Annotated in this window: 25 protein-coding genes; 13 read left to right on the top strand and 12 right to left on the bottom strand. The window is 64.3% G+C overall.

Annotated elements, in window-relative coordinates:
- Positions 1-17 precede the first annotated feature (17 nt).
- A complete protein-coding gene (locus tag WFP39_RS04570; RefSeq protein ID WP_336917962.1) occupies positions 18-2777 on the bottom strand; it encodes a [protein-PII] uridylyltransferase in 2760 nt (919 codons plus the stop codon).
- 119 nt (positions 2778-2896) lie between these two features.
- Here WFP39_RS04570 and lgt point away from each other — a divergent pair, with 119 nt between their 5' ends.
- The 4 genes from lgt to WFP39_RS04550 all read left to right on the top strand — a co-directional run bounded on the left by lgt (position 2897) and on the right by WFP39_RS04550 (position 7028).
- Entirely contained in the window at positions 2897-3769 is an 873-nt protein-coding gene (gene lgt, locus WFP39_RS04565) for a prolipoprotein diacylglyceryl transferase (RefSeq protein WP_336917961.1), read from the top strand.
- Positions 3766-4827, top strand: a complete 1062-nt coding sequence (locus WFP39_RS04560; protein WP_336917960.1) for a class I SAM-dependent methyltransferase — start codon at positions 3766-3768, stop codon at positions 4825-4827. Before lgt ends, WFP39_RS04560 begins: the two co-directional genes overlap by 4 nt.
- Positions 4828-4939: 112 nt before the next feature.
- A complete protein-coding gene (locus WFP39_RS04555; protein WP_336917959.1) occupies positions 4940-5962 on the top strand; it encodes an alpha/beta hydrolase in 1023 nt (340 codons plus the stop codon).
- Between the two features lie 25 nt (positions 5963-5987).
- Positions 5988-7028, top strand: coding sequence for an alpha/beta hydrolase (locus WFP39_RS04550; RefSeq protein WP_336917958.1), 1041 nt, complete (start codon positions 5988-5990; stop codon positions 7026-7028).
- A gap of 79 nt (positions 7029-7107) precedes the next feature.
- Here WFP39_RS04550 and WFP39_RS04545 read toward each other — a convergent pair whose 3' ends face one another.
- The 3 genes from WFP39_RS04545 to WFP39_RS04535 form a co-directional block, all read right to left on the bottom strand.
- Positions 7108-7719, bottom strand: coding sequence for a glycoside hydrolase family 11 protein (locus WFP39_RS04545; protein WP_336917957.1), 612 nt, complete (start codon positions 7717-7719; stop codon positions 7108-7110).
- Positions 7720-7993: 274 nt separating this feature from the next.
- A complete protein-coding gene (gene gyrB, locus WFP39_RS04540) occupies positions 7994-10546 on the bottom strand; it encodes a DNA topoisomerase (ATP-hydrolyzing) subunit B (RefSeq protein ID WP_377923227.1) in 2553 nt (850 codons plus the stop codon).
- Between the two features lie 544 nt (positions 10547-11090).
- Complete coding sequence (locus WFP39_RS04535) at positions 11091-11393, bottom strand: hypothetical protein (RefSeq protein WP_336917955.1); 303 nt, start codon at positions 11391-11393, stop codon at positions 11091-11093.
- A 230-nt stretch (positions 11394-11623) separates the two neighbouring features.
- On the opposite strand from WFP39_RS04535, the gene guaA reads away from it, so the two are divergent.
- Together guaA and WFP39_RS04525 are read left to right on the top strand one after the other, a co-directional pair.
- Positions 11624-13192 (top strand): glutamine-hydrolyzing GMP synthase, encoded by a 1569-nt coding sequence (gene guaA / locus WFP39_RS04530; RefSeq protein WP_336917954.1) that lies wholly within the window; start codon positions 11624-11626, stop codon positions 13190-13192.
- On the top strand, positions 13183-13650 hold the full coding sequence (locus WFP39_RS04525; RefSeq protein WP_336917953.1) for a GNAT family N-acetyltransferase: 468 nt from the start codon (positions 13183-13185) through the stop codon (positions 13648-13650). Before guaA ends, WFP39_RS04525 begins: the two co-directional genes overlap by 10 nt.
- A gap of 6 nt (positions 13651-13656) precedes the next feature.
- Here WFP39_RS04525 and WFP39_RS04520 read toward each other — a convergent pair whose 3' ends face one another.
- The 6 genes from WFP39_RS04520 to WFP39_RS04495 form a co-directional block, all read right to left on the bottom strand.
- A complete protein-coding gene (locus tag WFP39_RS04520; protein WP_336917952.1) occupies positions 13657-14154 on the bottom strand; it encodes an asparaginase domain-containing protein in 498 nt (165 codons plus the stop codon).
- A gap of 10 nt (positions 14155-14164) precedes the next feature.
- Positions 14165-14797: a hypothetical protein gene (locus tag WFP39_RS04515; protein ID WP_336917951.1), complete on the bottom strand. Its 633-nt coding sequence runs from the start codon at positions 14795-14797 to the stop codon at positions 14165-14167.
- On the bottom strand, positions 14794-15222 hold the full coding sequence (locus WFP39_RS04510) for a hypothetical protein (protein ID WP_336917950.1): 429 nt from the start codon (positions 15220-15222) through the stop codon (positions 14794-14796). Before WFP39_RS04510 ends, WFP39_RS04515 begins: the two co-directional genes overlap by 4 nt.
- Positions 15223-15317: 95 nt before the next feature.
- Entirely contained in the window at positions 15318-16805 is a 1488-nt protein-coding gene (locus WFP39_RS04505; RefSeq protein ID WP_336917949.1) for an alkaline phosphatase, read from the bottom strand.
- 59 nt (positions 16806-16864) lie between these two features.
- Positions 16865-17332, bottom strand: coding sequence for a hypothetical protein (locus tag WFP39_RS04500; protein ID WP_336917948.1), 468 nt, complete (start codon positions 17330-17332; stop codon positions 16865-16867).
- A gap of 87 nt (positions 17333-17419) precedes the next feature.
- Positions 17420-17617: a zinc-finger domain-containing protein gene (locus WFP39_RS04495; RefSeq protein ID WP_336918082.1), complete on the bottom strand. Its 198-nt coding sequence runs from the start codon at positions 17615-17617 to the stop codon at positions 17420-17422.
- Between the two features lie 137 nt (positions 17618-17754).
- Between WFP39_RS04495 and WFP39_RS04490 the strand changes: the two genes are divergently transcribed.
- From WFP39_RS04490 to WFP39_RS04475, 4 genes are all read left to right on the top strand, one after another.
- Complete coding sequence (locus tag WFP39_RS04490) at positions 17755-18711, top strand: ABC transporter ATP-binding protein (protein WP_336917947.1); 957 nt, start codon at positions 17755-17757, stop codon at positions 18709-18711.
- A 60-nt stretch (positions 18712-18771) separates the two neighbouring features.
- Positions 18772-20364 (top strand): L-aspartate oxidase, encoded by a 1593-nt coding sequence (gene nadB / locus WFP39_RS04485; protein WP_336917946.1) that lies wholly within the window; start codon positions 18772-18774, stop codon positions 20362-20364.
- A gap of 79 nt (positions 20365-20443) precedes the next feature.
- Positions 20444-20863 carry a hypothetical protein gene (locus tag WFP39_RS04480; RefSeq protein WP_336917945.1) on the top strand — a complete coding sequence of 140 codons (420 nt, stop codon included), beginning with the start codon at positions 20444-20446 and terminating at the stop codon, positions 20861-20863.
- 98 nt (positions 20864-20961) lie between these two features.
- Positions 20962-21936: an acyltransferase family protein gene (locus WFP39_RS04475; protein WP_336917944.1), complete on the top strand. Its 975-nt coding sequence runs from the start codon at positions 20962-20964 to the stop codon at positions 21934-21936.
- A gap of 20 nt (positions 21937-21956) precedes the next feature.
- Here WFP39_RS04475 and WFP39_RS04470 read toward each other — a convergent pair whose 3' ends face one another.
- Positions 21957-22652 (bottom strand): glycoside hydrolase family 11 protein, encoded by a 696-nt coding sequence (locus WFP39_RS04470; RefSeq protein ID WP_336917943.1) that lies wholly within the window; start codon positions 22650-22652, stop codon positions 21957-21959.
- A gap of 8 nt (positions 22653-22660) precedes the next feature.
- A complete protein-coding gene (locus WFP39_RS04465) occupies positions 22661-22879 on the bottom strand; it encodes a hypothetical protein (protein ID WP_336917942.1) in 219 nt (72 codons plus the stop codon).
- Positions 22880-23611: 732 nt separating this feature from the next.
- On the opposite strand from WFP39_RS04465, the gene WFP39_RS04460 reads away from it, so the two are divergent.
- The 3 genes from WFP39_RS04460 to WFP39_RS04450 are packed head-to-tail and all read left to right on the top strand — an operon-like array spanning position 23612 to position 26305.
- A complete protein-coding gene (locus WFP39_RS04460) occupies positions 23612-25582 on the top strand; it encodes a ribonucleoside-diphosphate reductase subunit alpha (protein WP_336918081.1) in 1971 nt (656 codons plus the stop codon).
- Between the two features lie 2 nt (positions 25583-25584).
- Positions 25585-26022, top strand: coding sequence for a hypothetical protein (locus tag WFP39_RS04455; RefSeq protein WP_336917941.1), 438 nt, complete (start codon positions 25585-25587; stop codon positions 26020-26022).
- Entirely contained in the window at positions 26009-26305 is a 297-nt protein-coding gene (locus WFP39_RS04450) for a hypothetical protein (protein ID WP_336917940.1), read from the top strand. The genes WFP39_RS04455 and WFP39_RS04450 overlap by 14 nt, the downstream gene beginning before the upstream one ends.
- The last annotated feature ends 52 nt before the right edge of the window (positions 26306-26357 follow it).

Genomic DNA, 26357 nt, shown 5'->3' with positions numbered 1-26357 from the left:
GAGCGGCGGGATAAACCCTACTCCGCCGCGATCCCCTGCGGTTCGCCTGCGGCAATCGCGGCAAGCAGGGCGGCTTCCACCTTGGCGAGGCGATCCTTGTTGAAGATCTTGTGGCCGAGCAGGTCGGTCACATAGAAGGTGTCCACCGCGCGTTCGCCATATTGGGTGATGTGCGCCGAATTGATGATCAGGCTTGCCTCGAACATGGCGCGGGTCAGGCGGTTGAGCAGGGCAGGCCGGTCGGTCGCGGTCACTTCGATCACGGTGAAGCGGTCGGACGCCTCGTTGTCGAACAGAACGCGCGGTTCAACGCGGAAGGTTTCGGCGCGGCTGCGCGCCAGCGGACGCGCGGCGAGCTTGGGCACGATGTCGATCTTGCCAGCCAGCGCATCCTCGATGCTCTTTTTCAGGCGGGCGAGCTGGTCCTCCTCGCGGAACGGCTTGCCCAGCGGGTCCTGCACCAGGAAATTGTCCACCGCCTTGCCCACGCGCGTGGTGTGGATGCGCGCGTCGATGATGTTTGCGCCCGCCAGGCTGATTGCGCCGGCAATGCGCGAAAACAGGCCCGGATGGTCATCGCCCATAACGGTGATCAGCGTCGCCCCGCGCGCCGGGTAATAGGCGGTGTGAATGGCGAGCGACTGCTTCTGCCGCATTGCTTCGGCATAATGCGGCAGGTTGATGGCGATAATGTCGGCCGGTTCCTGCAACCAGTAATCGCGGTCAAACCGCGCATCGAGCTCGTCGAGAAGATGCGCCTGCTTGCCCAGGAGGTCGCGCACTTCGGCGCGCTTGGCGGCCAGCCGCTTCTCCTGCAATTGCACATCGCCGCCGCCGCGCAGATATTCCTCGGCGTAATTGTAAAGCTCGGAAAGCAATTGCCGCTTCCAGCTGTTCCAGATGCCGGGGCCGACCGCGCGGATATCGACGATGGTCAGCACGGTGAGCTGCGCCAGCTTTTCGAGATCGTCCACTTCTTCGGTGAAGCTGGCGATGGTCTTGGGATCGGACAGGTCGCGCTTGAAGGCGGTCGCACTCATCCACAGGTGATAGCGCACCAGCCAGGCGACCAGGCGCGTTTCCTGCGCGGTCATGCCGAAACGCGGGCACAGCTTCATCGCCACTTCCGCGCCCAGCACCGAATGGTCGCCGCCGCGCCCCTTGGCGATATCGTGCAGCAGCACCGCGACATAGAGAACGCGGCGGTATTTGAGGCCGGGCAGGATGCGCGTTGCCAGCGGGTGATCATCCGCCAGGTCGCCGCGTTCGATCTGGCTGAGCAGGCCGATGGCGCGGATCGTGTGCTCGTCCACCGTATAGTGGTGGTACATGTCGAACTGCATCTGCCCGCCGACCTTGCCGAAATCGGGCACGAAACGGCCGAACACACCTGCCTCGTTCATCCAGCGCAGCACGGTTTCGGGGTCACGCCGCCCCGTCAGCAGATCAAGGAATGCCGCATTGGCGCGTTCGGACTTGCGCGTCTCGGCGTGGATCAGCGGCGCGTCGCGGCGGATGATGCGGAAGGTTTCGGGGTGGATTTCCAGCCCCTCGCGCTCGGCCAGGGCAAAGATTTCGACCAGCCGCACGGGATCTTCGCGGAACCAGTTGTCACCCGGCGCGCTCAATTTGCCGCCGCGCAGGAGGTAGCCCTCGACCTCGCGCGGGCGGCGAAAGCGCTGGAGCAGCCCCTCGCGCTGTTTGCGCTCGGCCGCCTGTTCGCGCATCTGCGCCAGGAACACGCCAGTCAGGTTGCCGACATGCTTGGCCTGCAGGAAATAGAACTGCATGAAGCGTTCGACCGCGCTTTTGCCCGGCCTGTCGGAATAACGCATCCGCCGCGCGACTTCGCGTTGCAGGTCGAAAGTCAGCCGGTCCTCGCCGCGCTTGGCGAGCGTATGGAGGTGGCAGCGCACCGCCAGCAGGAAGCCTTCGGCGCGGCGGAAGCTGCTGTATTCCTCAGCCGTGAACAGCCCCTTGTCCACCAGTTCGGCGGCGCTGCGCACGCGGTAGACATATTTGCCGATCCAGTAGAGCGTCTGCAGATCGCGCAGGCCGCCTTTGCCGTCTTTCACATTGGGTTCGACGACATAGCGCGAATCGCCCATCCGCTTGTGCCGGGCATCGCGTTCGGCCAGCTTTTCGGTAACGAACTGCGCTTCGGAACCGGGCACCACCTCGCCCCAGAAACGGGTTTCGGCCTGCCGGTGGATGTCCTTGTCGCCCCACAGATAGCGCCCTTCGAGAATGGCGGTCCGGATCGTCAGATCGCCGCGCGCCTGGCGCACCATTTCATCAAGGCTGCGGGTGGAATGGCCCACGGTCAGGCCCAGATCCCACAGGAAATAGAGGATCGATTCGACGACCTGTTCGCACCACGCGGTGGGCTTACCTGGGGTGAGGAAGGCGATATCGACATCCGAATGCGGCGCCATCTCGCCGCGCCCATATCCGCCCACCGCCATCAGCGCGAGCCGTTCGCCGCTGCTGCGGTTGGCCACCGGATACAGGTCGCCCGTCACATGATCGTGCACCACGCGGATGATCTGGTCGATCAGGAAGGCATGGCCGTGCGTGATTTCGTGTCCGGCGGCGGGCTTCGCCAGCAGCCGCTGCGCCAGTTCGGCGCGTCCCGCATCGAGCGCTGCGCGCAGCAGGCCGGTTATCGTCTTGCGCGAAGACGCAGCCCCCTCGGCCTCGACAGCCTGGGCGATGGCGGCGACAAGTGCGCGCCGGTCAATAATGGCGCGCTGGCGGGTGAGATCGTCGAAAGACACAGATCATGCCCATAAGGCCCTGCGCGCAAATGTGCAAAAGCTGGCTTTCGTCTGCCCGCCTGCTGTGCCATTGCCTGCGCCTCGTGTGAATGAGCGGGCAAGGAAGGGCGCCGACAACGATGCTCGAATATCTGGCGGTTGCTGCGGGCAACGCAATCAACTGGGCCGATCTGGGGTTGAAGCAGGGGATCGACCTCGGCTTCTTCACCTTGCGCTACTACTCGCTCGCCTATCTGGCGGGGCTGGTGCTGGGATACTGGCACCTGCGCCGCATGATCGATGCGCCCGGTGCTCCGCTGGCCAAGCGCCATGCCGACGATCTGTTCTTCTATTGCATGATCGGCATCATTGCTGGCGGGCGGCTTGGCTATGTGATCTTCTACCGGCCCGATTTCCTCGGCACGTGGGAGATGTTCAACACGCTGGGCGGGGGGATGAGCTTCCACGGCGGGTTGATCGGCGTGGTGCTCGCCATTGCCTTTGTCGCCTGGCGCAACGGGCTGAACTTCATCCGGGTGTGCGACTATATCGCGGTCAATGTGGGGTTTGGGATGCTGTTTGGCCGGCTCGCCAATTTCATCAACGGCGAATTGTGGGGCCGCCCGGTCGAATCGCTGGTGCCCTGGGCGATGGTATTTCCCGGCGCCGGGCCCGAACCGCGCCACCCCAGCCAGCTCTATCAGGCAGGGCTGGAAGGCCTGCTGGTGATCGTGGTGATGCTGTCGCTCTTCTGGCTGACGCGGGCGCGGTATCGCACGGGCCTGCTGGTGGGCGTGTTTACCGTCACGATTTCGCTGGGCCGCTTCATCGCCGAATTCTTCCGCGAGCCTGATGCGCATCTGGCCGATTTCGCGGCGCAAAGCGGGCTGAATATGGGCCAGTGGCTCACCCTGCCGCTGATCGCGGCGGGGCTTGCGCTGGTGGCGTGGTCGCTGATGCGGCCTGCGGTTGCGAGCGGCTATGTGCCCACCGCAGGCGCGGACAGCAAATGAACGAGGCCAGCCAGGCGGAGATTTTCCGCCGCCTGATTGCGGCCACCGGGCCAATCAGCCTGATGCAGTTCATGGGCGAGAGCAACGCCCGCTATTACTCGCGCGAGGAGGTGTTCGGCGAGGGGGGCGATTTCGTCACCGCGCCCGATATCAGCCAGATGTTCGGCGAACTGATCGGCCTGTGGCTGGCCGATATGTGGATCAAGGGCGGGCGCACCGAGCCGGTGCATTTCGTCGAACTGGGGCCGGGGCGCGGCTTTCTGGCGCGCGACGCCTTGCGCGCAATGAAGCGCTACGGCCTCGAACCGCGCGCGCATCTGGTCGAAGGGTCGGTGCGGCTGCGCGATGTGCAGCTCGAACAGGTGCCGGACGCGATCCACCATCACGATCTTGCCAGCGTGCCGCGCACCGGGCCGATACTGCTGGTGGCGAACGAGTTTCTCGATGCGCTTCCCGTTCGGCAATTGGTGATGACCGATCAGGGTTGGCGCGAAGTGATGGTGGATGTGGACGGCGATGGCCGCTTCTTTCCCGTCGCCGGGCGCCAGCCGATGGATGCCGCCGTGCCGGAAAACCGGCGCAAGGCCCAGGTTGGCACGATTATCGAGACCTGTCCCGGCGCGGCGGCCACACTGTTCGAGGTGACCGGACGGCTGACGGCGCAGGGCGGGGCGGCGCTGTTCATCGATTACGGCCACGCATCCCCACGCACCGGCTCCACGCTGCAGGCGCTGCGCCAGCACCGCAAGGTCGATCCCTTTGCTCATCCGGGAGAGGCCGATCTCACCGCACATGTCGATTTCGACCAGGCGCGGCAGGTGGCGCTGGCGGGCGGGGCGCGCTGGCTGGGCACCACCACGCAAGGCGAATGGCTGACCGCGCTGGGGATCGATCAGCGGGCCGAAGCGCTCGCCGCCTTCGCTCCGCAACACCGCGCCGCGCTGATGGCCGCGCGCGACCGGCTGGTGGACCCGGCGCAAATGGGCGAATTGTTCAAGGTGATGGGTCTGGCCGCTCCCGAATGGCCCGATGGCGCGGGCTTTCCGCCGCAGCGCTGAACCCTGCGACAATCTCTTACCGAAAAGGCGCTGGACAAGCGCGGGCCACTCGCCGCAATTTGTCCTCCAGAACCGGGCGTGCCAGCCCGCCAAGGATATGTGGGGGAGAGATATGCTGAAACTGAAAGGGCGCATTGCCGCGTTTGCTGCCGCCTGCGGCCTTGCGGCGATGGCCATGCCTGCCGGCGCTCAGGAACAGGCGCGGGCCACGTTCATGACGTTCCACTCCCCCTCGCTCGAAGGCAATCTGGAAGGCAATTCGCCGCAGCGCCGCGTGGTGGTGGCAACCCCGCCCGGATATGACGAGAACCCGGATAAACGCTATCCGGTGGTCTATTACCTGCACGGATACTGGGGGCCGCTCGATGCGCAGCAGGCCGGTTTCCGCCTGCACGAAGCGGTGCAGGCCGCGTCCGAAGCGGGCCACGATTTCATCATGGTGATGCCCGATGGCTATTCGCGGCTGCGCGGCGGGTTCTATTCGAGCGGGCCGACCGTGGGCGATTACGAAAGCATGGTGGCGCGCGATCTGGTGGCCTGGGCCGATGCCAATCTGCGCACGATCCCTTCGCCCGAAAGCCGCGGCCTCGCCGGCCATTCGATGGGCGGATACGGCACGATCCGCGTGGCGATGAAAAATCCCGGCGTCTTTTCCAGCATCTACATGATGAGCGCGTGCTGCTTGCCGCCGATGGAGCTGACCGCCGATCAGGCGCGCGCCATCGCCGCCATGACGCCCGAACAGGCCGAGGCCGCCGGATTTGGCGAGCTGGCCGCCGTTTCCACCGCCGCCACATGGACGCCTGACCCGACGGACGAGGGCTTTCTGAAGATCTATACCGGCCTTCGCGAAGACGGCACGCTCGACCCGCTGGCGAACCAGCGGCTGGCTGCCAATTCGCCGCTGGTGCTGCTGCCGCAATATCTGCCTGCGCTGAACGCACTCGAAGGCTTTGCCATCGACATTGGCGATGCCGATTTCCTGCTGGAAGGTAATTACGCTTTCATGCGTGAGCTCGACCGTTTCGGCGTGTCCTACCAGTTCGAGCTGTATGAGGGCGACCACGGCAACCGCATTGCCGAACGCATCCGCACCCATGTGCTGCCGTTCTTTGCGCAGCATCTGGACCGCTGACCACCTTTTCGCAGGAGAGAATGACATGATCCGCAACCTGCTTGCCGCCAGCGCCGCGCTGCTGCTGGCCGTTCCTGCCGCTGCGCAGAATATCACCGCGCCCGATGCCGTTGTGCCCGCCGGGATCACGGTGGAGGCGATCACGGTTCACGGCGCTTCGCTGGAAGGCAATCTCGAAGGCAATTCGCCGCTGCGCGAGGTGATGGTGGTGTTGCCACCCAGCTATGCCACCGATCCCGAACGCCGCTTCCCCGTGGTCTATTACCTGCACGGCTTTGCCATTTCGGGCCGCGATTTCTATGATTACATGCAGGTGCCCACCGCCGTTGCCACCAATGCGGCGGCGGGGCGCGAGTTTATCGTGGTGGTGCCCGATACGCTGACCGCGATGGGCGGGTCGATGTATTCGAACAGCGTCACTACCGGCAATTTCCGCGATTTCATCGCCACCGATCTGGTCGCTGCGATCGACGCGCAATACCGCACGATTCCCAGCCGCGAAGGCCGCGCGCTGGTCGGCCATTCGATGGGCGGATATGGCACACTGGTGGTGGGGATGACGCATCCGGAGGTGTTCGACAGCATCTGGGCGCAAAGCCCCTGCTGCGTGTCCGCTCGCCGCGAAACGCCCGAAAGCGCCGCCGCGATGGCCGCCGTGCCGCGTGAAGGCGTGGATCAGGCGGGCTTCGGGATGCGCGCCGGTTTGGCCAGCGCGGTTGCCTGGTCACCCAACCCGCAAAAGCCGCCTTTCTATGTCGATTGGGCGGTGAACGAAGAGGGCGCCCTGGACGAGCTGGTGCTGGCGCGCTGGGCGGCCAATTCGCCGCTGGCGATGGTATCATCGCGCGTGGCGGCGCTGCGCAGTTTCGACGGGATCGGCCTTGATGTGGGCAACCGCGACGGGCTGGTGACCGACGACACGCTGATCCATCAGGAATTCGCCAAATTCGGGCTCGACCATTTCTGGGAAGTGTATGACGGCACGCATACCGACAGGATCGGCCCGCGCTTTCAGGATGTCGTGCTGCCCTGGCTGGCCGAGCGGTTGGATATGGGGACGGAGTAAGGCCCGCCTTTTCCGGACAAAAATAGGGGCTGGCCCGAAAGCCAGCCCCACAGTGTCCGCATTGCGCGGGGGAGATTGTTTACCAGACCGTCAGATTGGCGCTGCCATTGCTGCCGAACCCTTCGGCGGCCATCACCTGGTAATTCATCTGGCCCAGGTTCCAGCCGCGGCTGCGCCACGCATTGACATGGTTCTGGAAAGTGATGCGGTGGTTCTGCCCGATGGGGCGCTTCTGCGTGCGCACGCTCCAATATTGGTAGAACGTGGCGGTGCCGATGATCGACGGCGCGTTGACGCGCTGTGTGCGGTAGATGTTGTAGGTGCCGCCATCGCTGGTCACCGTGCCCATCGATTGCGCGCCCGGCGGGGTGTAATTGCCCCAATTGTCGACGACGTAATATTCAACCAGCGGGTTGGTCGTCCAGCCATAGAGCGTGAGATAGCCGTTATTGCCCGGATTGAAGACGCCGGCATTGTAATTGATCACGCGGCTGGTCGATCCGGTGGCCCAGCCCTTGCCGACCACCAGATTGCCGCTGCTGCCCAATTGCCAGTTGACGCTGAAATTGCCGTTTGCGCCCAGCGTCATGCAGCCCGACCCGCTGTCGCGGAAGAATGTCCAGAAATAGCCGCCCTGATTGCCCGTGCTGTTGCTGCAGATTGTCTGCGCCTGCGCGGTAACGCTTACCATTAGGCTGGCAGCGACACCCAAAGCCACGTTTTTGGCAGCGCGTGATAACGCTACCATTTTTGTGTCCTTCAACATATCCTCTTACCCCCTCTCGTTTTTTTGATATCCGCCCGGCGCCTTTTGGCGATTCCCCCAAGCGTTTGGTAGCGCTCTCATATTTGCATGAATGCGTCAAGCGCCCTGATGGCCTATGCGCACAGCCGTGCGCCCGCTTTCGTCAGCGGCGTGAAGAAAGCGGGATGGTGTCGATTGACGGCGAGAGAGCGCGGGGGCCCTAGATGTCGAGATTGGCGACGTTCAGCGCGTTGTCCTGAATGAATTCGCGGCGCGGTTCGACCACATCGCCCATCAGGCGGGTGAAAATCTCGTCGGTCACATCTGCATCCTCGACCTTCACCTGCAAAAGCGCGCGGTTTTCCGGGTCGAGCGTGGTTTCCCAGAGCTGTTCGGCATTCATTTCGCCAAGGCCCTTGTAGCGCTGGATCGAGAGGCCCTTGCGCCCTGCGGCCATCACCGCCTCCACCAATTGCGTGGGCAGCATGATGGCATCGGGCGAGACGGGGAGCAGCGAAGGCGTTGCAGCCTCATCGCTGGCATCAGTCAGTTCGGTTTCGGCTTCCGCGGCTTCGCTGCCCGAACGCACCAGCCGCACCGGGGTGATGAACACATCGCCCTGTTCGGCGGCGCGGGCGTGCACCTTGCGTGCCTCGGCACTGTCGAGGAACTTGGCTTCGATCAGATGCACATCGGCCACCCCGCGCCATTTGCGTTCGAACCGCACGGTGCCGTCATCGGTGAGGCTGGCCGCCCATGTCGCATCGGCATCGCCGGCCTGCAAATGCGCGGCGGCATCGCGGAGGCGCGCGGCGCGGTCTTCAGGCGAAAGGCCGGGTGCCAGCGCGCCCTTCAGCGCCATCGCCTCGATCACCTGCGGCTCATACTTGCGCGGCACGAAGGCCAGCGTGTTTTTGAGGCGCAGCGCGCGGGCGACGATATCGGCCAGTTCCTCCCCCCCGCGCGCCCCGCCGGATGTTTCCAGAACGCGCCCCTGCAAGCCCGCTTCCACCAGATAGCGGTCGAGCGCGGCCTGATCCTTCAGGTAAACCTCGCTGCGCCCCTTTGCCACCTTGAACAGCGGCGGCTGGGCAATGAACAGATGCCCCGCCTTGACGATTTCGGGCATCTGCCGGTGGAAGAAGGTGAGCAGCAGCGTGCGGATATGCGCGCCGTCCACATCGGCGTCGGTCATGATGACGATCTTGTGGTAGCGCAGCTTTTCCAGATTGAATTCGTCGCGCAGGCCCGTGCCCATCGCCTGGATCAGCGTGCCGACTTCCTTGGACGAAATGATCCGGTCGAACCGGGCGCGCTCCACATTCAGGATCTTGCCGCGCAAGGGCAGGATGGCCTGCGTCTTGCGGTCGCGGCCCTGTTTGGCGCTGCCGCCTGCCGAATCGCCTTCGACCAGGAACAGTTCGGACTTGGCCGGGTCGCGTTCCTGGCAATCGGCCAGCTTGCCGGGCAGGCTGGCGACGCTCATCGCGCCCTTGCGGCTCATTTCGCGGGCACGGCGTGCGGCCTCGCGCGCGGCGGCGGCGTCGATCACTTTCTGGATGATCTGCTTGGCGTCGGCCGGGTTCTCTTCCAGCCACTGATTCATCTTGTCGCTCATCAAGCTTTCGAGCGGCTGACGCACTTCGGAGGAGACCAGCTTGTCCTTGGTTTGGCTGGAGAACTTGGGGTCAGGCAGTTTGACCGAAACGATCGCGGTCAGGCCCTCGCGCATATCCTCGCCCGACAGGCTGACCTTCTCCTTCTTGAGCAGGCCCGAACGCTCGGCATAATTGTTGAGTGTGCGCGTCAGCGCGGCGCGGAAGGCGGCGAGATGCGTGCCGCCATCGCGCTGCGGGATGTTGTTGGTGAAGCACAACACGTTTTCGTAATAGGAATCGTTCCATTCCAGCGCGACATCGATGCCGATGCCGTCCTTTTCGGCGGACACGGAAATGGGTTCAGGCACCAGCGCCTGCTTGTTGCGGTCGAGATATTTGACGAAAGCCGCAATGCCGCCTTCGTAATAGAGGTCGTGCTCGCGCACTTCCTCGTGCCGCTTGTCGCGCAGCAGGATGCGCACGCCCGAATTGAGGAAGGCCAGCTCGCGGTAGCGGTGCTCCAGCTTCTCGAAATCGAACTCGGTGACGTTCTTGAAGGTTTCCTCGCTGGCCTTGAAGGTAACGCGGGTGCCCTTCTTGAAGCCGTTCGCGTCGGCATTGCCCGAAACCTTCGGCGCATCGCCCACCACTTTGAGCGGGGCTACCGCATCGCCGTGTTCGAAGCGCATCCAGTGCTCCTGCCCATCGCGCCAGATGGTCAGTTCCAGCCATTCGGACAGCGCGTTCACCACCGAAACGCCCACGCCGTGCAGACCGCCCGAAACCTTGTAGGCGTTGTCGTCGCTGGTGTTCTCGAACTTACCGCCCGCGTGAAGCTGCGTCATGATGACTTCGGCGGCGGACACGCCTTCTTCCTTGTGGATGTCCACCGGAATGCCGCGGCCGTTATCTTCCACCGACACGCTGCCATCGGGGTTCAGTTCGATCAGCACCAGGTCACAATGTCCGGCCAGCGCCTCGTCAATCGCGTTGTCGGACACTTCGAACACCATGTGGTGCAGGCCCGATCCGTCATCGGTATCGCCGATATACATGCCTGGCCGCTTGCGCACGGCATCCAGACCTTTCAGCACCTTGATGCTTTCGGCGCCGTATTCGGCAGTGCGGACGTCTTTTGCGGGCGGAGTGGCAGCGGTATCGGTCATGCCCATCATATAGGAATCCGCGCGGGCTTTAGGAAGCAAAAGCACCGCCTTTGGGCGGGGTGTTCCACAACTTGTTCAAGGGGAAGTATTCCGGCGGTCAAATGCAAACGGCCGCCCTGTGACGGGGCGGCCGTTAAAGCCCGGATCGGGCGGCCGGATCGGCTGGCGATCAGGCCATCCAGATCGCCGGATAGGGCAGGCGGGCAATGCTATCGAAATAGGCGTTGAGCACGCGCTTGGCAAAAGTTGTCATAACCTGATTCCTGTGTCGTCCGGGCCGTGTGGCTTCAGACGAGGATGGCGTTGAACATCGTGGCGCTGACGGCCAGCGAAGCGATCGAGGCCAGCAGAGTGGTGGCGAAATTGCGCATGGTATCTTGCTCCTGTTTTGCGGGCCGCCTCCGGATGGGAGAGGGAGGGAGAGATGGGGGCGGCCCGCTTGCGAGGTGCAGATAGGTCAATACGCATTTTGTGCAATTGCGAAGAATTCGACATGTGTTGCAAGTTTTGCAACTTGAATGTTTCCAATATCTGACAAGGTCTTGCGCCCAGATCAGCGGCGTGCGAGGTCTGCCGGGGTTTCGCGTGCGGCCAGCTTGGCTTCGGCTTCCGCGCGCGCTTCGGCCAGGCACAGGCGGTAGAGTTCCTGCGCGCGCAGATTGCGGAGGAAGGGGCGCGGACAGGCACGTTCAGCCGCTTCGGCCACGACGGCATCGGCGGTAAGGGCGGCTTCGGCGCGCGGGGCGCGATCATAGCCCATCTTGATGATCGTCACGGTTTGCGCAGCGGCAGGGGCGCAGAGCGCGGAAGCAAGGGCCAGTGCGGGGGCGGCGGCGAAAAGAACAGTCTTCATCATCGGTGCTCCATTGATCGGTTGGGCAATCAAACTGGGGGGGAGCCGTTCGGACATCTCTCTTAGATATTTGTGCATTGCAGCATGAAATGGTGCAAATGCGAAAAATGCCACGCCTGTTGCGCATTTTTCAAAGGAAGTTTCGCCGTATTGTCACACAGGCACCCTCTCTTGCGGTCCGGAGGGGCGGCACGGCTGGACAGCGCGCCCGCTTCAAGGCAAGCGCGTGGGCCATGAGCGAACACCCCGAATCCATCCTCATCGTCGATTTCGGCAGCCAGGTGACCCAGCTGATCGCGCGCCGCGTGCGCGAAGCGGGCGTCTATTGCGAGATTGCCCCATTCAGCATGGCCGAGGCGGCATTTCACCGGATGCGGCCCAAGGGCATCATCCTGTCCGGCTCCCCCGCCAGCGTGCCCGATGAAGGCAGCCCGCGCGCACCAGACCTTCTGTTTGAGGCAGGCGTCCCGATCCTCGGCATCTGTTACGGGCAGCAGGTGATGAGCCACCAGCTGGGCGGCGAAGTGAAGCCGGGGCACGAGACGGGGGAGGGCGGCGAATTCGGCCGCGCTTACCTCACCGTCACCAAGCCTTGCGCGCTGTTCGACGGGCTGTGGAATGTCGGCGAACGCCATCAGGTGTGGATGAGCCACGGCGACAAGGTGACGCAGTTCGCGCCCGGCTTTGAAATCGTGGCGGTGTCCGATGGTGCACCCTTTGCCGTGATCGCGGACGAGAAGCGCCGGTTCTACGGCACGCAGTTCCACCCCGAAGTGGTGCACACGCCCGACGGGGCCAAGCTGCTCGCCAATTTCGTGCACCGCGTCTGCGGGCTGAAAGGCGATTGGACGATGGCCGCCTACCGCGAGACCAAGGTGGCCGAAATCCGCGAGCAGGTGGGCGATGGCCGGGTGATCTGCGGCCTGTCGGGCGGGGTCGATTCCTCCGTTGCGGCAATCCTGATTCACGAGGCGATCGGCGACCAGCTCACCTGCGTCTTCGTCGATCACGGCCTGCTGCGCATGAACGAGCGCGAGCAGGTCGAAACCATGTTCCGCGACCATTACAACATCCCGCTGGTGGTGGTGGATGCCGAGGAACGCTTCATGGCGGGCCTTGCCGGCGTGACCGACCCCGAAGCCAAGCGCAAGTTCATCGGCGCGGAATTCATCGCCGTGTTCGAGGAGGAGGCCAGGAAGATCGGCGGTGCCGATTTCCTTGCCCAAGGCACGCTCTATCCCGATGTGATCGAGAGCGTATCCTTCACCGGCGGGCCGAGCGTGACGATCAAGAGCCACCACAATGTCGGCGGCCTGCCCGAACGCATGAACATGAAGCTGGTCGAACCCTTGCGCGAACTGTTCAAGGACGAGGTGCGCGCGTTGGGCCGCGAACTGGGCCTGCCCGACATTTTCGTGGGCCGCCACCCCTTCCCCGGCCCCGGCCTTGCCATCCGCATCCCCGGCGAAGTGACCAAGGAACGCTGTGACATCCTGCGCAAGGCCGACGCGATCTATCTCGACGAGATTCGCAAGGCGGGGCTATATGACGCGATCTGGCAGGCCTTTGCCGTGCTGTTGCCGGTGAAGACCGTGGGCGTGATGGGCGATTACCGCACCTATGACAGCGTCTGTGCCTTACGCGCCGTGACCAGCACCGATGGGATGACGGCCGATGTCTATCCGTTCGACGCCCATTTCCTGACCAGCGTCGCCACGCGCATCGTCAATGAAGTGCAGGGCGTGAACCGCGTGGTGTATGATTACACCAGCAAGCCGCCAGGCACGATTGAGTGGGAGTGACCTCGCCGGGCGCGCCCGCTGTTGCGGTGCATTTGCGCCGTGCGCAGGAGACCGATGCCCCGGCCCTTCAGGAACTGATCCGCCAACTCGGCTACGAGCGAACCGCGGAGGATATAGCGGCCCAGCTCGCTGCGCTCGATCTGACTCGCCAGAATGTCATTGTGGCCGAACTTGCGGGCGAAGTGATCGGGTGCCTTTCGACGTCGATCATGCACGTGTTGCACCGTCCGCGCCCGGTGGGACGCATTTCGATGATGGTGGTGGCGCAGCATCTTCGCGGGCATCGCATCGGTGCGGCATTGGTGCGCGAAGCCGAGCGGGTTCTGGCAGAGGCTGGCTGCGGCTTTGTCGAGGTGACGAGCAACGCGAAGCGGGCGGATGCGCATCGGATTTACGAGCGGCTCGGCTACCAGCGCACGAGCCTGCGATTTGCCCGCGATGTGTCGAGCGAGGGCTGACCGCAATCAGGGCAAGGCCACAAACCGCCCAGCCTCCCGATCCTTCTTCACCCGCAGCGCGTCAAACACCTGCCCGCTCATCGCGATCCATACGCCGGGTGCGGCGGTTTGCGCGGCGGCGAAGGCCATGCCGAGGTTGAAGGGCGCGTCGGTTTCGGCAAAGCGGGCGGGCGAAAGCGCGCCTGTCAGCACGATCACCTTGCCCGGCACTTCGGCGGCCAGCACGCGCGCCGTATCGGTCATCGTGTCAGTGCCGTGGGTGATGACGATGCGGTTTTCGGGCGCTTCGCGTGCGGCGGCGGCGATCAGTGCGCGGTCGGCATCGGTCAGGTCCAGGCTGTCCTTGCGCATCAGTTCCACCACGCGATACGGCAGCGTCACCCGCGCCTCGGCCAGCAGCGCCGGGATGCCGCTGTCAGTGATCTGGTATTCGCTCAGCGCGTCGAAATAATTCTTGTCGATCGTGCCGCCGGTGGTGAGGACGAGGATAGGGGAAGGGGCCATGCCCCGGCCTTTACCTCTCCCGCTCCGGGTTCACCAGCATCGCCTGCAAGCCCCGCAGCACCAGCACCGCCAGCGGCACCAGCAGCACCATCAGGCACCAGAAGCCCAGCACGCTGGGCACGATAAAGTGATAGAATGCCGCCGCCCCCGCCAGCGGCAGCAAGGCCAGCGCGAAATCGCGCCCGCCTGTCTGTCCGCAAGGCCGGGCGTAGAGCGTTTCGAAGCGCTGCCCCTCGCTTTCCCCAAAAGCCAGTGCGCGCGGCGCCAGCATCGCGGCATAACGGTGCAGCAGCGCGAACATGAGCAGCGCGGTGAGCGCCACAGCCAGCCCGGCAAACAGGCTCCACACCGGCGAGCGTTCGAGCACCAGTGCCCAATAGAGCCCGCAGATATTCACCGGCATCACTGCCGCCAGCGCGAGCGGGGCAAAGCGGTTGACGAGGATGGCCACTCCGGTAGCCATCTGCATTCCCATCGCCACATCGATGAGCGCACTGAAGTGCAGCGCCTCCATCAACTGTATGGCGAGCGGCGTGCTCCCTTCAGGAGCAGGCATGAAGCGGCCGGCGAAGTGATTGAGCCCGCCCGCCAGCAGCATTGCGCCCAGCAGCAGCCGGGCAGGCGTGAGCAGGCGGGCGATCATGGTGCCTCCTCCCGCAAGGCCGGAGGCCAGAGCAGGTTCGCGCGCGGGTGCAACAGCGCGCGGTAACTGGGCCAATAGGCCAGCATCAGCAGGACATTCGCGCCCAGCACCGCCCAGCCATACCAGGCCGAAACCGAATCCCACCCTTGCAAGGGCACGTCCCAGTACCAGACATTGAACGACACCGGCAGTTCCAGCACCAGCGCCAGCGGCACCCGCCAGCCGAAAAGCAGGCACAAGCCGGCAAGCAGCTCCACCGCCTTCACAATGGAAAACAGCCCCGTATCGATCAGCGCCACGATCAGCGCGGTGCTTTCCGGCTGGTTGCCCAGCGGCTGGAAAAACAGCGGATAGAAATGGTTGAGCCCCGCCGGGATCAGCCATGCGGCAAAGCCCAGCCGCAGCGTCCACACCAGATAGTGCATCGGTCCTCTCCCCCCGATTTGTCCGTCCAGCTCTGCTGGCTGCTCCGTGACGGGGAAAAGACTAGGGCCGAAGCGGCAGCGTTACAACACGTCCCCTACTGCCCTGCCAGCAGCGCGGCCTGCATGATGGCGTGGATCGTGTGCTGTTCGATCGTGCCGCGAAACAGATAGGCCATCGGGCCGCTGGCGCGCACCGCCACATCCTCGCCGCCATGCGTTTCGCTGCCGAGCGGCACCAGCGCCTGCTGCAGGTAATCGTGTTCATGCGTGTCGTGATCGGCGGGATCGGGGCGGGGGCCGCTTACCGCTCCGGGTCCGTTGAGATAGCCGAGCGTGGTATAGGCCATGCCGTCATCGGCCAGCGTCACTTCGCCATCCTCGCGCACCAGCCCCAGGATGGGATTGCCGCGCGAAGGATAGCCCGCCATGCCGATGACATGGCTGTGATCGGCCGTGGTCACGATCAGCGTGTCGGCGGGGTTGGTCAACGCCATGGCGGCGGCCACCGCCTCGTCCATGGCGACGGCATCGGCCAACGCGCGCGCGGCGTTGCCGGCGTGGTGCGCGTGGTCGATCCGGCCCGCCTCGACCAGCAGGACGAATCCGCCCGGATTTTGCGACAGGCGGGCAATCGCCGCCGCGGTCATTTCGGCCAAGGAAGGCTCGCCCGCCGGGTCTGCGGCGCGGTCGATCGTGTAGCGCATGTGATCCGGCTCAAACAGGGCGAGCAGCGGGCCGGGCGCGGCTGGGTCGAGTGCGGCAAGCTCGGCGGCTGCAGTCACATAATGCCCCTGCGGATGCCGTGCGCGCCATTCGGCCAGCAAATTGCGCCCATCATTGCGCAGGCCAGTGACGGCGGGATATTCGGGATCGGCCACATCGGCAGGCACGAAATAACGCCGCCCGCCGCCCATCACGACATCGAGCCGCATGCCGACATCGCCCTCCACCAGCTGCGTGGCGATATCGGTGCAGCCTGCGGCTGCCTGATCCGCCGGAAGCCGCGCTTCCCAATTGCGGTGCGGCGTATGGGCATAGGCGGCCGCCGGGGTGGCGTGGGTGATGCGCGTGGTCGTGACAACGCCGGTTGCCAGCCCCATGCCCTGCGCCTCAGCGATCAGCGAGGGCGCTTCATTGCCCAGCGCGCTGGCGCAATCGCCGATCAGCGCTTCGGGGCCATAGCCGATCACCGCGGCGCGCGCCTTCACCCCGGACAGGATGGCGGTGGCGGTGGGGGCCGAATCGGACACCTGCGCATCATGCGAATAGGTGCGCACCAGCGCGGAATGGGGCAGCGTGTCCATCGCGGTAACAAAGCTTTCGCCGTCCACGCCCCGCTGCTGGCCCTGATGGATGCGCGCGGCCGTCAGCGTGGTGACGCCAAACCCGTCGCCGATGAATATGATGATATTGCGCGCCGGCCCGTCGATCGGCTGCACGGCACGCAGCCGTTCAAGTTCGGCCTGCGCTTGCGCGCGATAGGCGGCGCTATCGGCGGGTTGGGCGCTGGCGGGCAGCGGAGCGAGCGCCACGGCGCAAAGCGCGGCGGAAAAAGCAAAAGCCCGGCGGGCGGAAACGGACATGAGAAGATCTCCTTGCAATCCGCTTCCCCTGCCGGGCTTTGATGACAATTGCGGGTCGATCAGTTCCTGTTCGCGGCCGGGATGCGCGTATAGACTTGGAAATCCTCCAGGAAAAGCGACCCCTGCATATTGGGGGCGAAGCGGTCGATCGTGCGCATCACATCGGTGGTGCAGATCTGGCTGGAAAAGCGTTCGAACACCGGCACGTCGCTGTCGCGCAGCATTTCCGGGCGGCGCGCACGGGCGACATAGACCTTGTCCCCGTCCTCGTAGACCACGCCGACATAGGGGATCACCGTGATGTCGTTCGTGCGGAAGGCGTTGACGCAGCGCTGCGTTTCGCCCGTGGCGGCAAAGCCTTCAAGAATACGCGCAAGCTGCGCCTCGCCGCGCTGGACGCGGGTCGAGGTGTGCGCCGGGGAAACCTCCCTTTCAGCCGAAGGAGCGGTTTCGGTTTGCGCGGCGGCGGGAATGGCCAGCGATCCGGCGGCCAGCAGCGCGGCGGCAAATGCGGTGAATTTCGTCATGTTGAGCGACTCCCATTTCTGGGGGTGAACATGGCGCGCAGGCCCTTAACACAGCCTGACCGGAAAATGAGGCAAGCATCGCCCGCTTTACTGGTCGGCCGGGCCGCCCTTCAGGATGAAGCGCCGGTCGCAATAGGGACAATCGGCGAAGCCGCGCTCGTCAATCTGCAACCACACGCGCGGATGGCCCAGCGCGGCGGGCTTGACCGATGCGCAGCCGCGGATGCCGCCCGATCCGTCGCACCACACCCTCTCGCTGTCCACCAGCGTGGTTTCGGCAACCATGTCGTTGCCTGCAACGGGCGAAAGATTGTGCGCATGGGTCATGGGCGGCCTCCTATCGCGCGGGCGCGATTCAGGCAATATCTCCGCGCATCGTCGCCCCCTTTACGCGGCCGCACGAAACCGCCATCAGGCGGGCCATGTCCGAAAGCGAAACCGCAACCGAAAACGCCATTGAGATCCGCGATGTGGTGAAGCGCTATGCCGCCACCAAGAAGGCGCCGCCCAAGCTGGCGCTGGATGGGCTTTCCTTCGATGTGCCGCAGGGGCAGGTGTTCGGCCTGCTGGGGCCGAACGGGGCGGGCAAGAGCACGCTTATCAACATCATGGCCGGCACGGTGACCAAGACCAGCGGGACAATCCGCATCTGGGGCCACGATATCGACCGCGATCACCGCAACGCCAAGCTGGCAATCGGCATTGTGCCGCAGGAAATCATCTTCGATCCCTTCTTCACGCCCTACGAGGTGCTGGAAAATCAGGGCGGGATGTATGGCATTGCCAAGGCGCTCAGGCGGTCGGACGAATTGCTGCGCGCGGTGCGGCTGGAGGACAAGCGCAACGCCTATGCCCGCAGCCTGTCGGGCGGGATGAAGCGCCGCCTGCTGATCGCCAAGGCGATGGTGCATTCCCCGCCGATCCTCGTGCTGGACGAACCGACCGCAGGCGTCGATGTCGAACTGCGCCGGCAATTGTGGGACCTGGTGCAGGAACTCAACGCCGAAGGCGTGACGGTGGTGCTGACCACGCACTATCTGGAAGAGGCCGAGCAGCTTTGCGACCGGATTGCCATCATCAACCATGGCCGCTTGATCGCCAACAAGCCCACCCGCGAACTGGTGGGCATGATGGGCGAGAAGATCGTGGCGGTAACGGTTGACCGCGAGGTGGAGGCGTTGCCCGCCGATCCGCGTTTCCGCAAATGCGTGAAGGCGGGCGACCGGGTGATCGAAGTCACCTATGACAAGGCCGAGATGACCGCGGGCGAAGTGCTGGGCCTGCTGCAGGATCAGGGCTTTGCCGTAGAGGATGTGTCCACCCGCGAGGCGGATCTGGAGGATGTCTTCGTGCAGTTGACCAGCGCAGAGGCGGCCTGAGCGCCACCTGCCCGTTTGCCCGTGCTTGCAGCCTTGCCATGCGGCGGGCATGAGGGGGTCATGGCTACGCAAAATCCGCCTTACGACGTCCTGGTAATCGGCTCTGGCGCAGCGGGGCTGACCGCCGCGCTCAGCCTTGCCACCCGGCTGAAAGTGCTGGTGCTGGCCAAGGGGCAGCTCAACAGCGGATCGACCGCCTGGGCGCAGGGCGGGATCGCCGCCGTGCTCGACACAGGCGACACGTTCGAGGATCATATCCGCGACACCATGGTGGCAGGCGCGGGCCTGAACGACCTTGAGGCGGTGGAATTCGTGATCGAACGCGCGCCCGCCGCGATTGATCGCCTCTGCGATCTGGGCGTGCCCTTCAACCGCGAAAGCAACGCGCTGCACCTGACGCGCGAAGGCGGCCATTCGCACCGCCGCATCGTGCATGTCGATGACGCGACCGGCTGGGCGGTGCAGGCCGCGCTTCTGAAAGCGGCGGAGGAAAACCCCAACATCACCCTGCTGCCGCATATGAGCTGCATCGACCTCATCACCGGCAGGCACGAGGCGCGCTATTCCGGGTCAGGCCGCGTCTGGGGTGCCTATGCCCTGAACGAGCAGACCGGCCGGGTGGAGGCGCACACCGCGCGCGCCACCGTGCTGGCCAGCGGCGGAGCGGGGCGCGTCTACCAGTTCTCCACTGCGCCGCGCGGGGCCACGGGCGATGGCATTGCGATGGCCTGGCGCGCGGGCGCGCGCGTGTCCAACATGGAAATGATGCAGTTCCACCCCACCTGCCTGTATAATCTGGAGGTCAAGAACTTCCTGATTACCGAGGCGGTGCGCGGCGAGGGCGGGCAATTGCTGCATCCGCAGACCGGCCACCGCTTCATGGCCGATTACGACCCGGAACGGATGGAACTGGCCCCGCGCGACGTGGTGGCGCGCGCCATCGACGACCAGATCAAGCGCTATGGCCTCGACTATGTCCATCTCGACATCAGCCATATGCCGGCCGATTTCGTGCGCGGGCACTTCCCCACCATCCACGAAAAATTGCTGGGCCTTGGTATCGACATGACCACGCAGCCCATCCCCGTGGTGCCCGCGCAGCATTACACCTGCGGCGGGGTGGTCATCGGGCTGGATGCGCGCACCGATCTGCCGGGCCTGTGGGCGGCGGGCGAATGCACCGAAAGCGGGCTGCACGGCGCGAACCGTCTGGCGTCAAACTCCTTGCTCGAATGTTTCGTGTTTGGCGAAGCCGCGGCGCAGGACATCCTTGCCCGCTGGGACGAATTGCTGCCCGTGCCCGCGATCCGCGAATGGGATGAAAGCCGGGTGACCGATTCGGACGAGGAAGTGATCATCAAGCAGAACTGGACCGAAATCCGTCGCTTCATGTGGAACTATGTCGGCATTGTCCGCACCACCAAGCGGCTGGAACGCGCGGCCAACCGCATCCGCCTGCTCGGCAACGAGATCGAGGATTATTACGGCCAGTTCCGCGTGACGACGGACCTGATCGAGCTGCGCAACCTGCACCAATGCGCCGAACTGATCGTCGAAAGCGCGCTGCGCCGCCACGAAAGCCGCGGCCTGCATTACACACTGGATTACCCGCAAACCAATGCCGAGGCGGTGGACACGGTGCTGGTGCCGTAACGCATTGACGGCCCGCTGGCGCCGCAACCGCCGCGTGTGTTAAGGCACCGCCGGTTTTTGCCAATTGGGGGATCGCCCGATGTCACAGGCCTTTCACAAGCAATGGTTGTGGGTGACCGCGCTGGTCATTGCCTCGTTCGGCCCGGTCTTTGCGCTTGGCAGCGTGCTGGCAACATCCGGCCCGGCGGCATGGACGCTCGACCTGCTCAGCTGGCCGCTTGATGGAAATATGGACTACGCCGCGCCCACCACACGTTTCCTTTCGGCGCTGACCGGCGGGTTCCTGCTGGGCTGGGGCGTGACGATCGCGCTGCTGCGCGCCTATGTCTATGATGCGGCGCCCGATGGCGTGCGCCGGGCGGTGGTAGGCGGCTGCCTTGCGTGGTTCGTGCTCGACAGCGCAGGGTCGGTGGCGTCGGGCAATGCGATCAATGCCGGGTTCAACCTGATCGTGCTGCTGCTGGCGGTTGGCCCCTTGTGGAAACCGGCGCGGGATTAGGGGCTGCCTTTCACGCGGGCTGTGCCACACACCGATGTGGCGGCGTAGTGCGGGGCGGTTTAAGCCTTCCTTCACCACGCTACGCCTAACTCGCATGGATGCAGGAACGGCTTTACGGACTGGATGCCTTGCGCGGTCTTGCCGCGTTTGTGGTCGTGCTGTTGCATCTGGGGTTTCCGATTGGCGGTGCCCATCTGGCTGTCGATTTCTTCTTCATGCTGTCCGGCTTTGTCATGGCACGCACGTATGAGGCGCGGCTGACAAGCGGCGCGCTTTCCCCGTGGCGTTTTGTCGTGGCGCGCTACCGGCGGTTATGGGGCTGGATGGCACTCGGCACCAGTATCGGCCTTGTCGCGGCGCTGGCGCGGGGCGATTTTTCGGGCGATCTGCTGCTGGCATGGGGATTGATGCTGGCCATGCTGCCGGCGCTGAACATGGCGGCGACAACGCCCTATCTGCTCAACCAGCCGCTCTGGTCGATCTTCTACGAACTTCTCGCCAATGTCGCGCATGCCTTTGGTCTGGCGCGGATGGGGCGAAAGGGGCTGCTGGCGCTGGCGTTGGTGTGCGCCGTGGGGCTGGCCTGGGCGATCGAGCGGCACGGTTTCCCGCGTGGCGGCTTTCCCATGTATCACTGGCTGGTGCTGTGGCGTGTGGGCCTTGCCTATGTTCTGGGCGTGCTGATCTTCCGGCTGTGGGGCGATGTTCCGCCAATCCGGGTTTCGCCGCTGCTCGCGCTGGCGGTTCTGCCCGCCTATGTTCTGGCCACCTATTTTTGGCCGGTGGCATGGGGGCCGCTGTTGTTCATCCTGGTGCTTGCCCCGCTGATGATGTTCGGGGGAATGGCGGCACGGCCCGAAGGGTGGCGGCGTAATCTGGCGGCGTGGCTGGGGGCGCTGTCGTTCCCGCTGTATGCGCTGCATTACCCGGCGATTGCCCTGTTGCAGACGCCTGGCGGTGCAGCGGGGCTGCTGCTGGTGATCTGCGCGCTGTGGCTCTGGCACCGCCGCAGGAAAGCGGCTCAGCCTGCGGGCCGCGAAATGGCGCCCAAACCGGCTGACGCGTCGGCCTGATCTCCTCGGCTTTCCGCCCGTTATTCCTCCCACATGCGGATGCTGGCAGAGCCCCGGCTGCCGAAGCCTTCGGCCGCCATCACCTGATAATCCATCCGGCCCAGTTCCAGCCCGGCCGCGCGCCAGGCGGCGACGTGGTTGGCAAAGGTGATGCGCGCGTCCTGTCTGATCGGTCGCCGCTGAGTGCGTACCGACCAGAACTGCGCGAAGGTCTGCGTGCCTTCGATGCTGGGCTGCTGGACGCGCAGGGTGCGGTAGATGCGGTAGGTGCCACCGTCGCTTTCCACCGTGCCCAGCACCTCTGCCCCCGGCCCCGGCGGAGTGAAGTCGCTGCCCCAATTGTCGACCACATAATATTCGACCAGCGGCCCGCGCGACCAGCCATAGAGCGTAAGGTAACCGTTGGTCCCCGGATCAAAGCGTTGCGCATGGTATCCCACCACCCGGTCAAGCGTGCCGGTGCGCCAGCCTTTGCCCGACACCATATTGCCGCGCGTGGCCACCAGATCCCAGTCGAGCGCATAGGAACCGCCCTCGCCAAGGCGGATGCAGGTATCGCCCGTATCGTGCCAGAAGGTGTAGAAATAGCCGCCGTGCTGCCCGGTGCCGTTGCGGCACAACTGCGGTTCCGCGCTCGTCCCAACCGGGGGCGTCGGCGGCGGCGCGCAGCCTGTAACCAGCGCAAGCGAAAGCGTCAGCGCCGCGCGCCCGTTCATGGCGTGCCTCATTCCATCATGTAAAGTATTGCCCAGCTAAGGCCGGTGCCGATCGCGAACATGGTCCAGGACCAGTAGATGTCGGTCGACAAGCCGAGCATGGCGATGTCCACATCCATCCGTCGAATCGACAGGAATCCCCCGGTCGATCCGGAGGAGCCGATGAACAGGCAGACGAGCCAGGTCAGCAGCCCGCCGAGCGGAATGGCCTTGAAAAGCGCGCCCATTTTGCGGTCCTTGCCCTTTTTCCTTCGCTGCGTCGCTCATAGGCGATTTTGGCGACAATTGGTTACATTTTTGCACCTGCCGCAGCGGTTTTTTCCGCACCTGCCGCGCCGCGAGGCCACAGCCTTTTGTCGGCGGATGCGGGGCGTGACCACGCCGAATTGCGCGCCCGCGCAGCATCCTTGCGCGTGGGGATTCGAAAGATTCGCCGCGCGCGCCTTTGCCGGATTTTTTTCCGCAGATCGATTTTGGGGCTTGCGCGCTGCGCAAGTGGAGCCTTTCCCGCGCGTCGCGCTGTATCGATGGGCCAATACACCCCCGCTTTCGGGCCTGCTCGGCTCGTAAATCGGCCTTAACCCTCTTGCGCGCGGAATCGGTCCGATTCACTATGGGTTGTGGTCTGGTTGAAGGGGGCACCCACAAGACCTAGATTCAGGGAGCAGCGCGCAGCGGCATGTCCCGCGCAGCGATTCCCGATCTGGCATGGTGCCGCGTCAAGCAGGCCTGTGGGCATTTAGGGGGATAAGTTTTTCCCTGCCCCGGCATGGAAAGCGATAGGGTGCGGCATCGGCACCTGATTCGAACATATGCCGAACAAGCGGGCAGGCAACTGCATGGCAATTGGCGCAGGGGCGGATCGGCACGAAGCCTTGCCCTTGCACGGCAGAACGGGGACGGGCGCGGCTATGGAATTTCGGAACACGAGTGAGGCGGCAATGGGTATGGACGACAATATGCTGGCAGATGCAGCGGCCAAACCGGCCGGCAGCGCTGCGCCCAAGGCAGCCGGAAAGGCAGTGGCAATGACCGGCAGCGATGCAGGAACCGACGAATTGGTCGCACAGGCGGCCGCAGGCGCGCTGGCGCAGGCGGTGAAGAGCGCGGCCAAGCCCGATTCCAAGAGTGTGAACGCGCGGCGTTTCACCGTTGTCACCGACAATGCGCGCGATGCGAACCTCACCGAATTCGGCAAGGCCACGCTAACCGACCGTTATCTGCTGCCCGGCGAAAGCTATCAGGATCTGTTCGCCCGCGTGGCCGATTCCTATGCCGACGATGCCGAACACGCGCAGCGGCTGTATGACTATATCTCCAAGCTGTGGTTCATGCCGGCAACGCCGGTGCTGTCGAACGGCGGCACCAATCGCGGCCTGCCGATTTCGTGCTATCTCAATTCGGTGTCCGACAGCCTCGAAGGCATCGTCAACACCTGGAACGAGAATGTGTGGCTCGCCAGCAAGGGCGGCGGCATCGGCACCTATTGGGGCAATGTGCGCGGCATTGGCGAGCCGGTGGGCCTCAACGGCAAGACCAGCGGGATCATCCCCTTCGTCCGTGTGATGGACAGCCTGACGCTGGCGATCAGCCAAGGCTCGCTGCGGCGCGGATCGGCCGCCTGCTATATCGACATCCACCACCCGGAGATCGAGGAGTTCCTCGAAATCCGCAAGCCCAGCGGCGATTTCAACCGCAAGGCGCTCAACCTGCATCACGGCGTGCTGGTGACCGACGAGTTCATGGAAGCGGTGCGCAGCGGCTCCAAGTTCCAACTGCGCAGCCCCAAGGACGGCAGCGTGCGCGGCGAACTGGATGCGCGCAGCCTGTTCCAGAAGCTGGTCGAAACCCGCCTGGCCACCGGTGAGCCCTATATCGTGTTTTCGGACACGGTGAACCGCCTGATGCCCAAGCATCACCGCGATCTGGGGCTGAAGGTGTCGACCTCCAACCTGTGCAGCGAAATCACCCTGCCCACCGGTGTCGATCACCTCGGCAATGATCGCACGGCGGTGTGCTGCCTGTCCTCGCTCAATTTGGAAAAGTGGGACGAGTGGAACAGCGACAGGCAGTTCATCGAGGACGTGATGCGCTTCCTCGACAACGTGCTGCAGGACTATATCGACCGCGCGCCCGCCGAAATGGCGCGGGCCAAATATTCCGCCATGCGCGAACGCAGCGTGGGCATGGGCGTGATGGGCTTCCACTCCTTCCTGCAGATGAAGGGCATCGGCTTTGAAAGCCCGATGGCGAAGGTGTGGAACCTCAAGATGTTCAAGCACATCGCCGCCAAGGCGGACGAGGCGAGCATGGTGCTGGCGCAGGAGCGTGGCCCTTGCCCCGATGCCGAGGAAATGGGCGTGATGCAGCGCTTTTCGTGCAAGATGGCGATCGCGCCCACTGCGTCGATCAGCATCATCTGCGGCGGCACCAGCGCGTGCATCGAACCGATCCCGGCCAATATCTACACGCACAAGACGCTGTCGGGCAGTTTCGTGGTGAAGAACCCCTATCTGGAGCGGCTGCTCGACACCAAGAGCAAGAACTCCACCAATGTCTGGAACTCGATCCTGGAGAAGGGCGGCTCGGTGCAGCACCTCGATTTCCTTACGCCCGAAGAAAAGGCGGTCTTCAAGACCAGCTTCGAGATCGACCAGCGCTGGCTGCTCGAATTCGCCGCCGACCGCACGCCGTTCATCGATCAGGCGCAGAGCCTGAACCTGTTCATTCCCGCAGACGTGGACAAGTGGGACCTGATGATGCTGCATTTCCAGGCATGGGAGAAGGGCATCAAGAGCCTGTATTACCTGCGGTCAAAATCGGTGCAGCGCGCAGGCTTTGCCGGCGGGGTGGAAGCGGACAACACCGCCGAACCCGCCAAGTACGAACTGCCCACCACCGATTATGACGAGTGCCTCGCCTGCCAGTGAGGGTGGCCACGAACCGCAAAAACAAGAGGCCGCTTCCTTTCCGGGAGCGGCTTCGTCGTTTCGGGCGCGATCTGCGCGCGGGATGGCCCATCTATGCTTTCATGGTTGTTTACTGCGGCGTGCTGTTCCTGGTGGCGATCGATCCGCTGGTTTCGCCGCACATGCCAACTGTAGGCCGGAACAAGATTTTGGCGGCCCTCCCGCTCAGCTACCATTTGCTCGGCGGCGGCTGGCGGCAATTTCTGCTGTTCGGTCTGGTGATTCTCCCTTGGGTTGCACTTTTGGCGTGGCTGCCGCGCTTGCCGCGCTGGTTGCGCGAACAGCGTGAATGGGAGAGAAAGGCTGTGATCCGCCGCGCGCGCGACAGGCACCGGCGCGCAAGGCGGCGTGCCGAGCGGGAGGCAAGTGCTGCCAAGGGAGGACAAGATGCGACCGACTGACCGTGCAAGATGTGCCGCCAGTCTCGCCCTCACCCTCCTCCTCGCGGCCTGTGCCACGCAGGCGCCCGATACGGTCAGCGCCGCGCCGGGTGCGCCCGGTTTCTGGTGGGGGCTGTGGCACGGTTTCATCTTCCCCTGGGCGTGGATCGGATCGCTGTTTTCAAGCGACATCGCGGTCTATGCCGTGCCCAATCGCGGCGGATGGTATGATTTCGGCTTCTTTCTTGGTGTAACTGTCCTTGGCGGGGGCAGTTTCTTCGGATCGCGGCGCAAGGCGGAGTAGAGCGGCGGTTTTTCGCGGCTTTCGCGCCGGTTTTCCCTTCCCTCCCATCCGC

Origin of the sequence: Alteraurantiacibacter lauratis (assembly GCF_037154155.1) — a bacterium.
In the GTDB taxonomy this organism is placed as follows: domain Bacteria; phylum Pseudomonadota; class Alphaproteobacteria; order Sphingomonadales; family Sphingomonadaceae; genus Alteraurantiacibacter; species Alteraurantiacibacter lauratis.
Note: the sequence above shows the minus strand (reverse complement) of the source record. Positions and strands in the feature narration are given on the sequence as shown.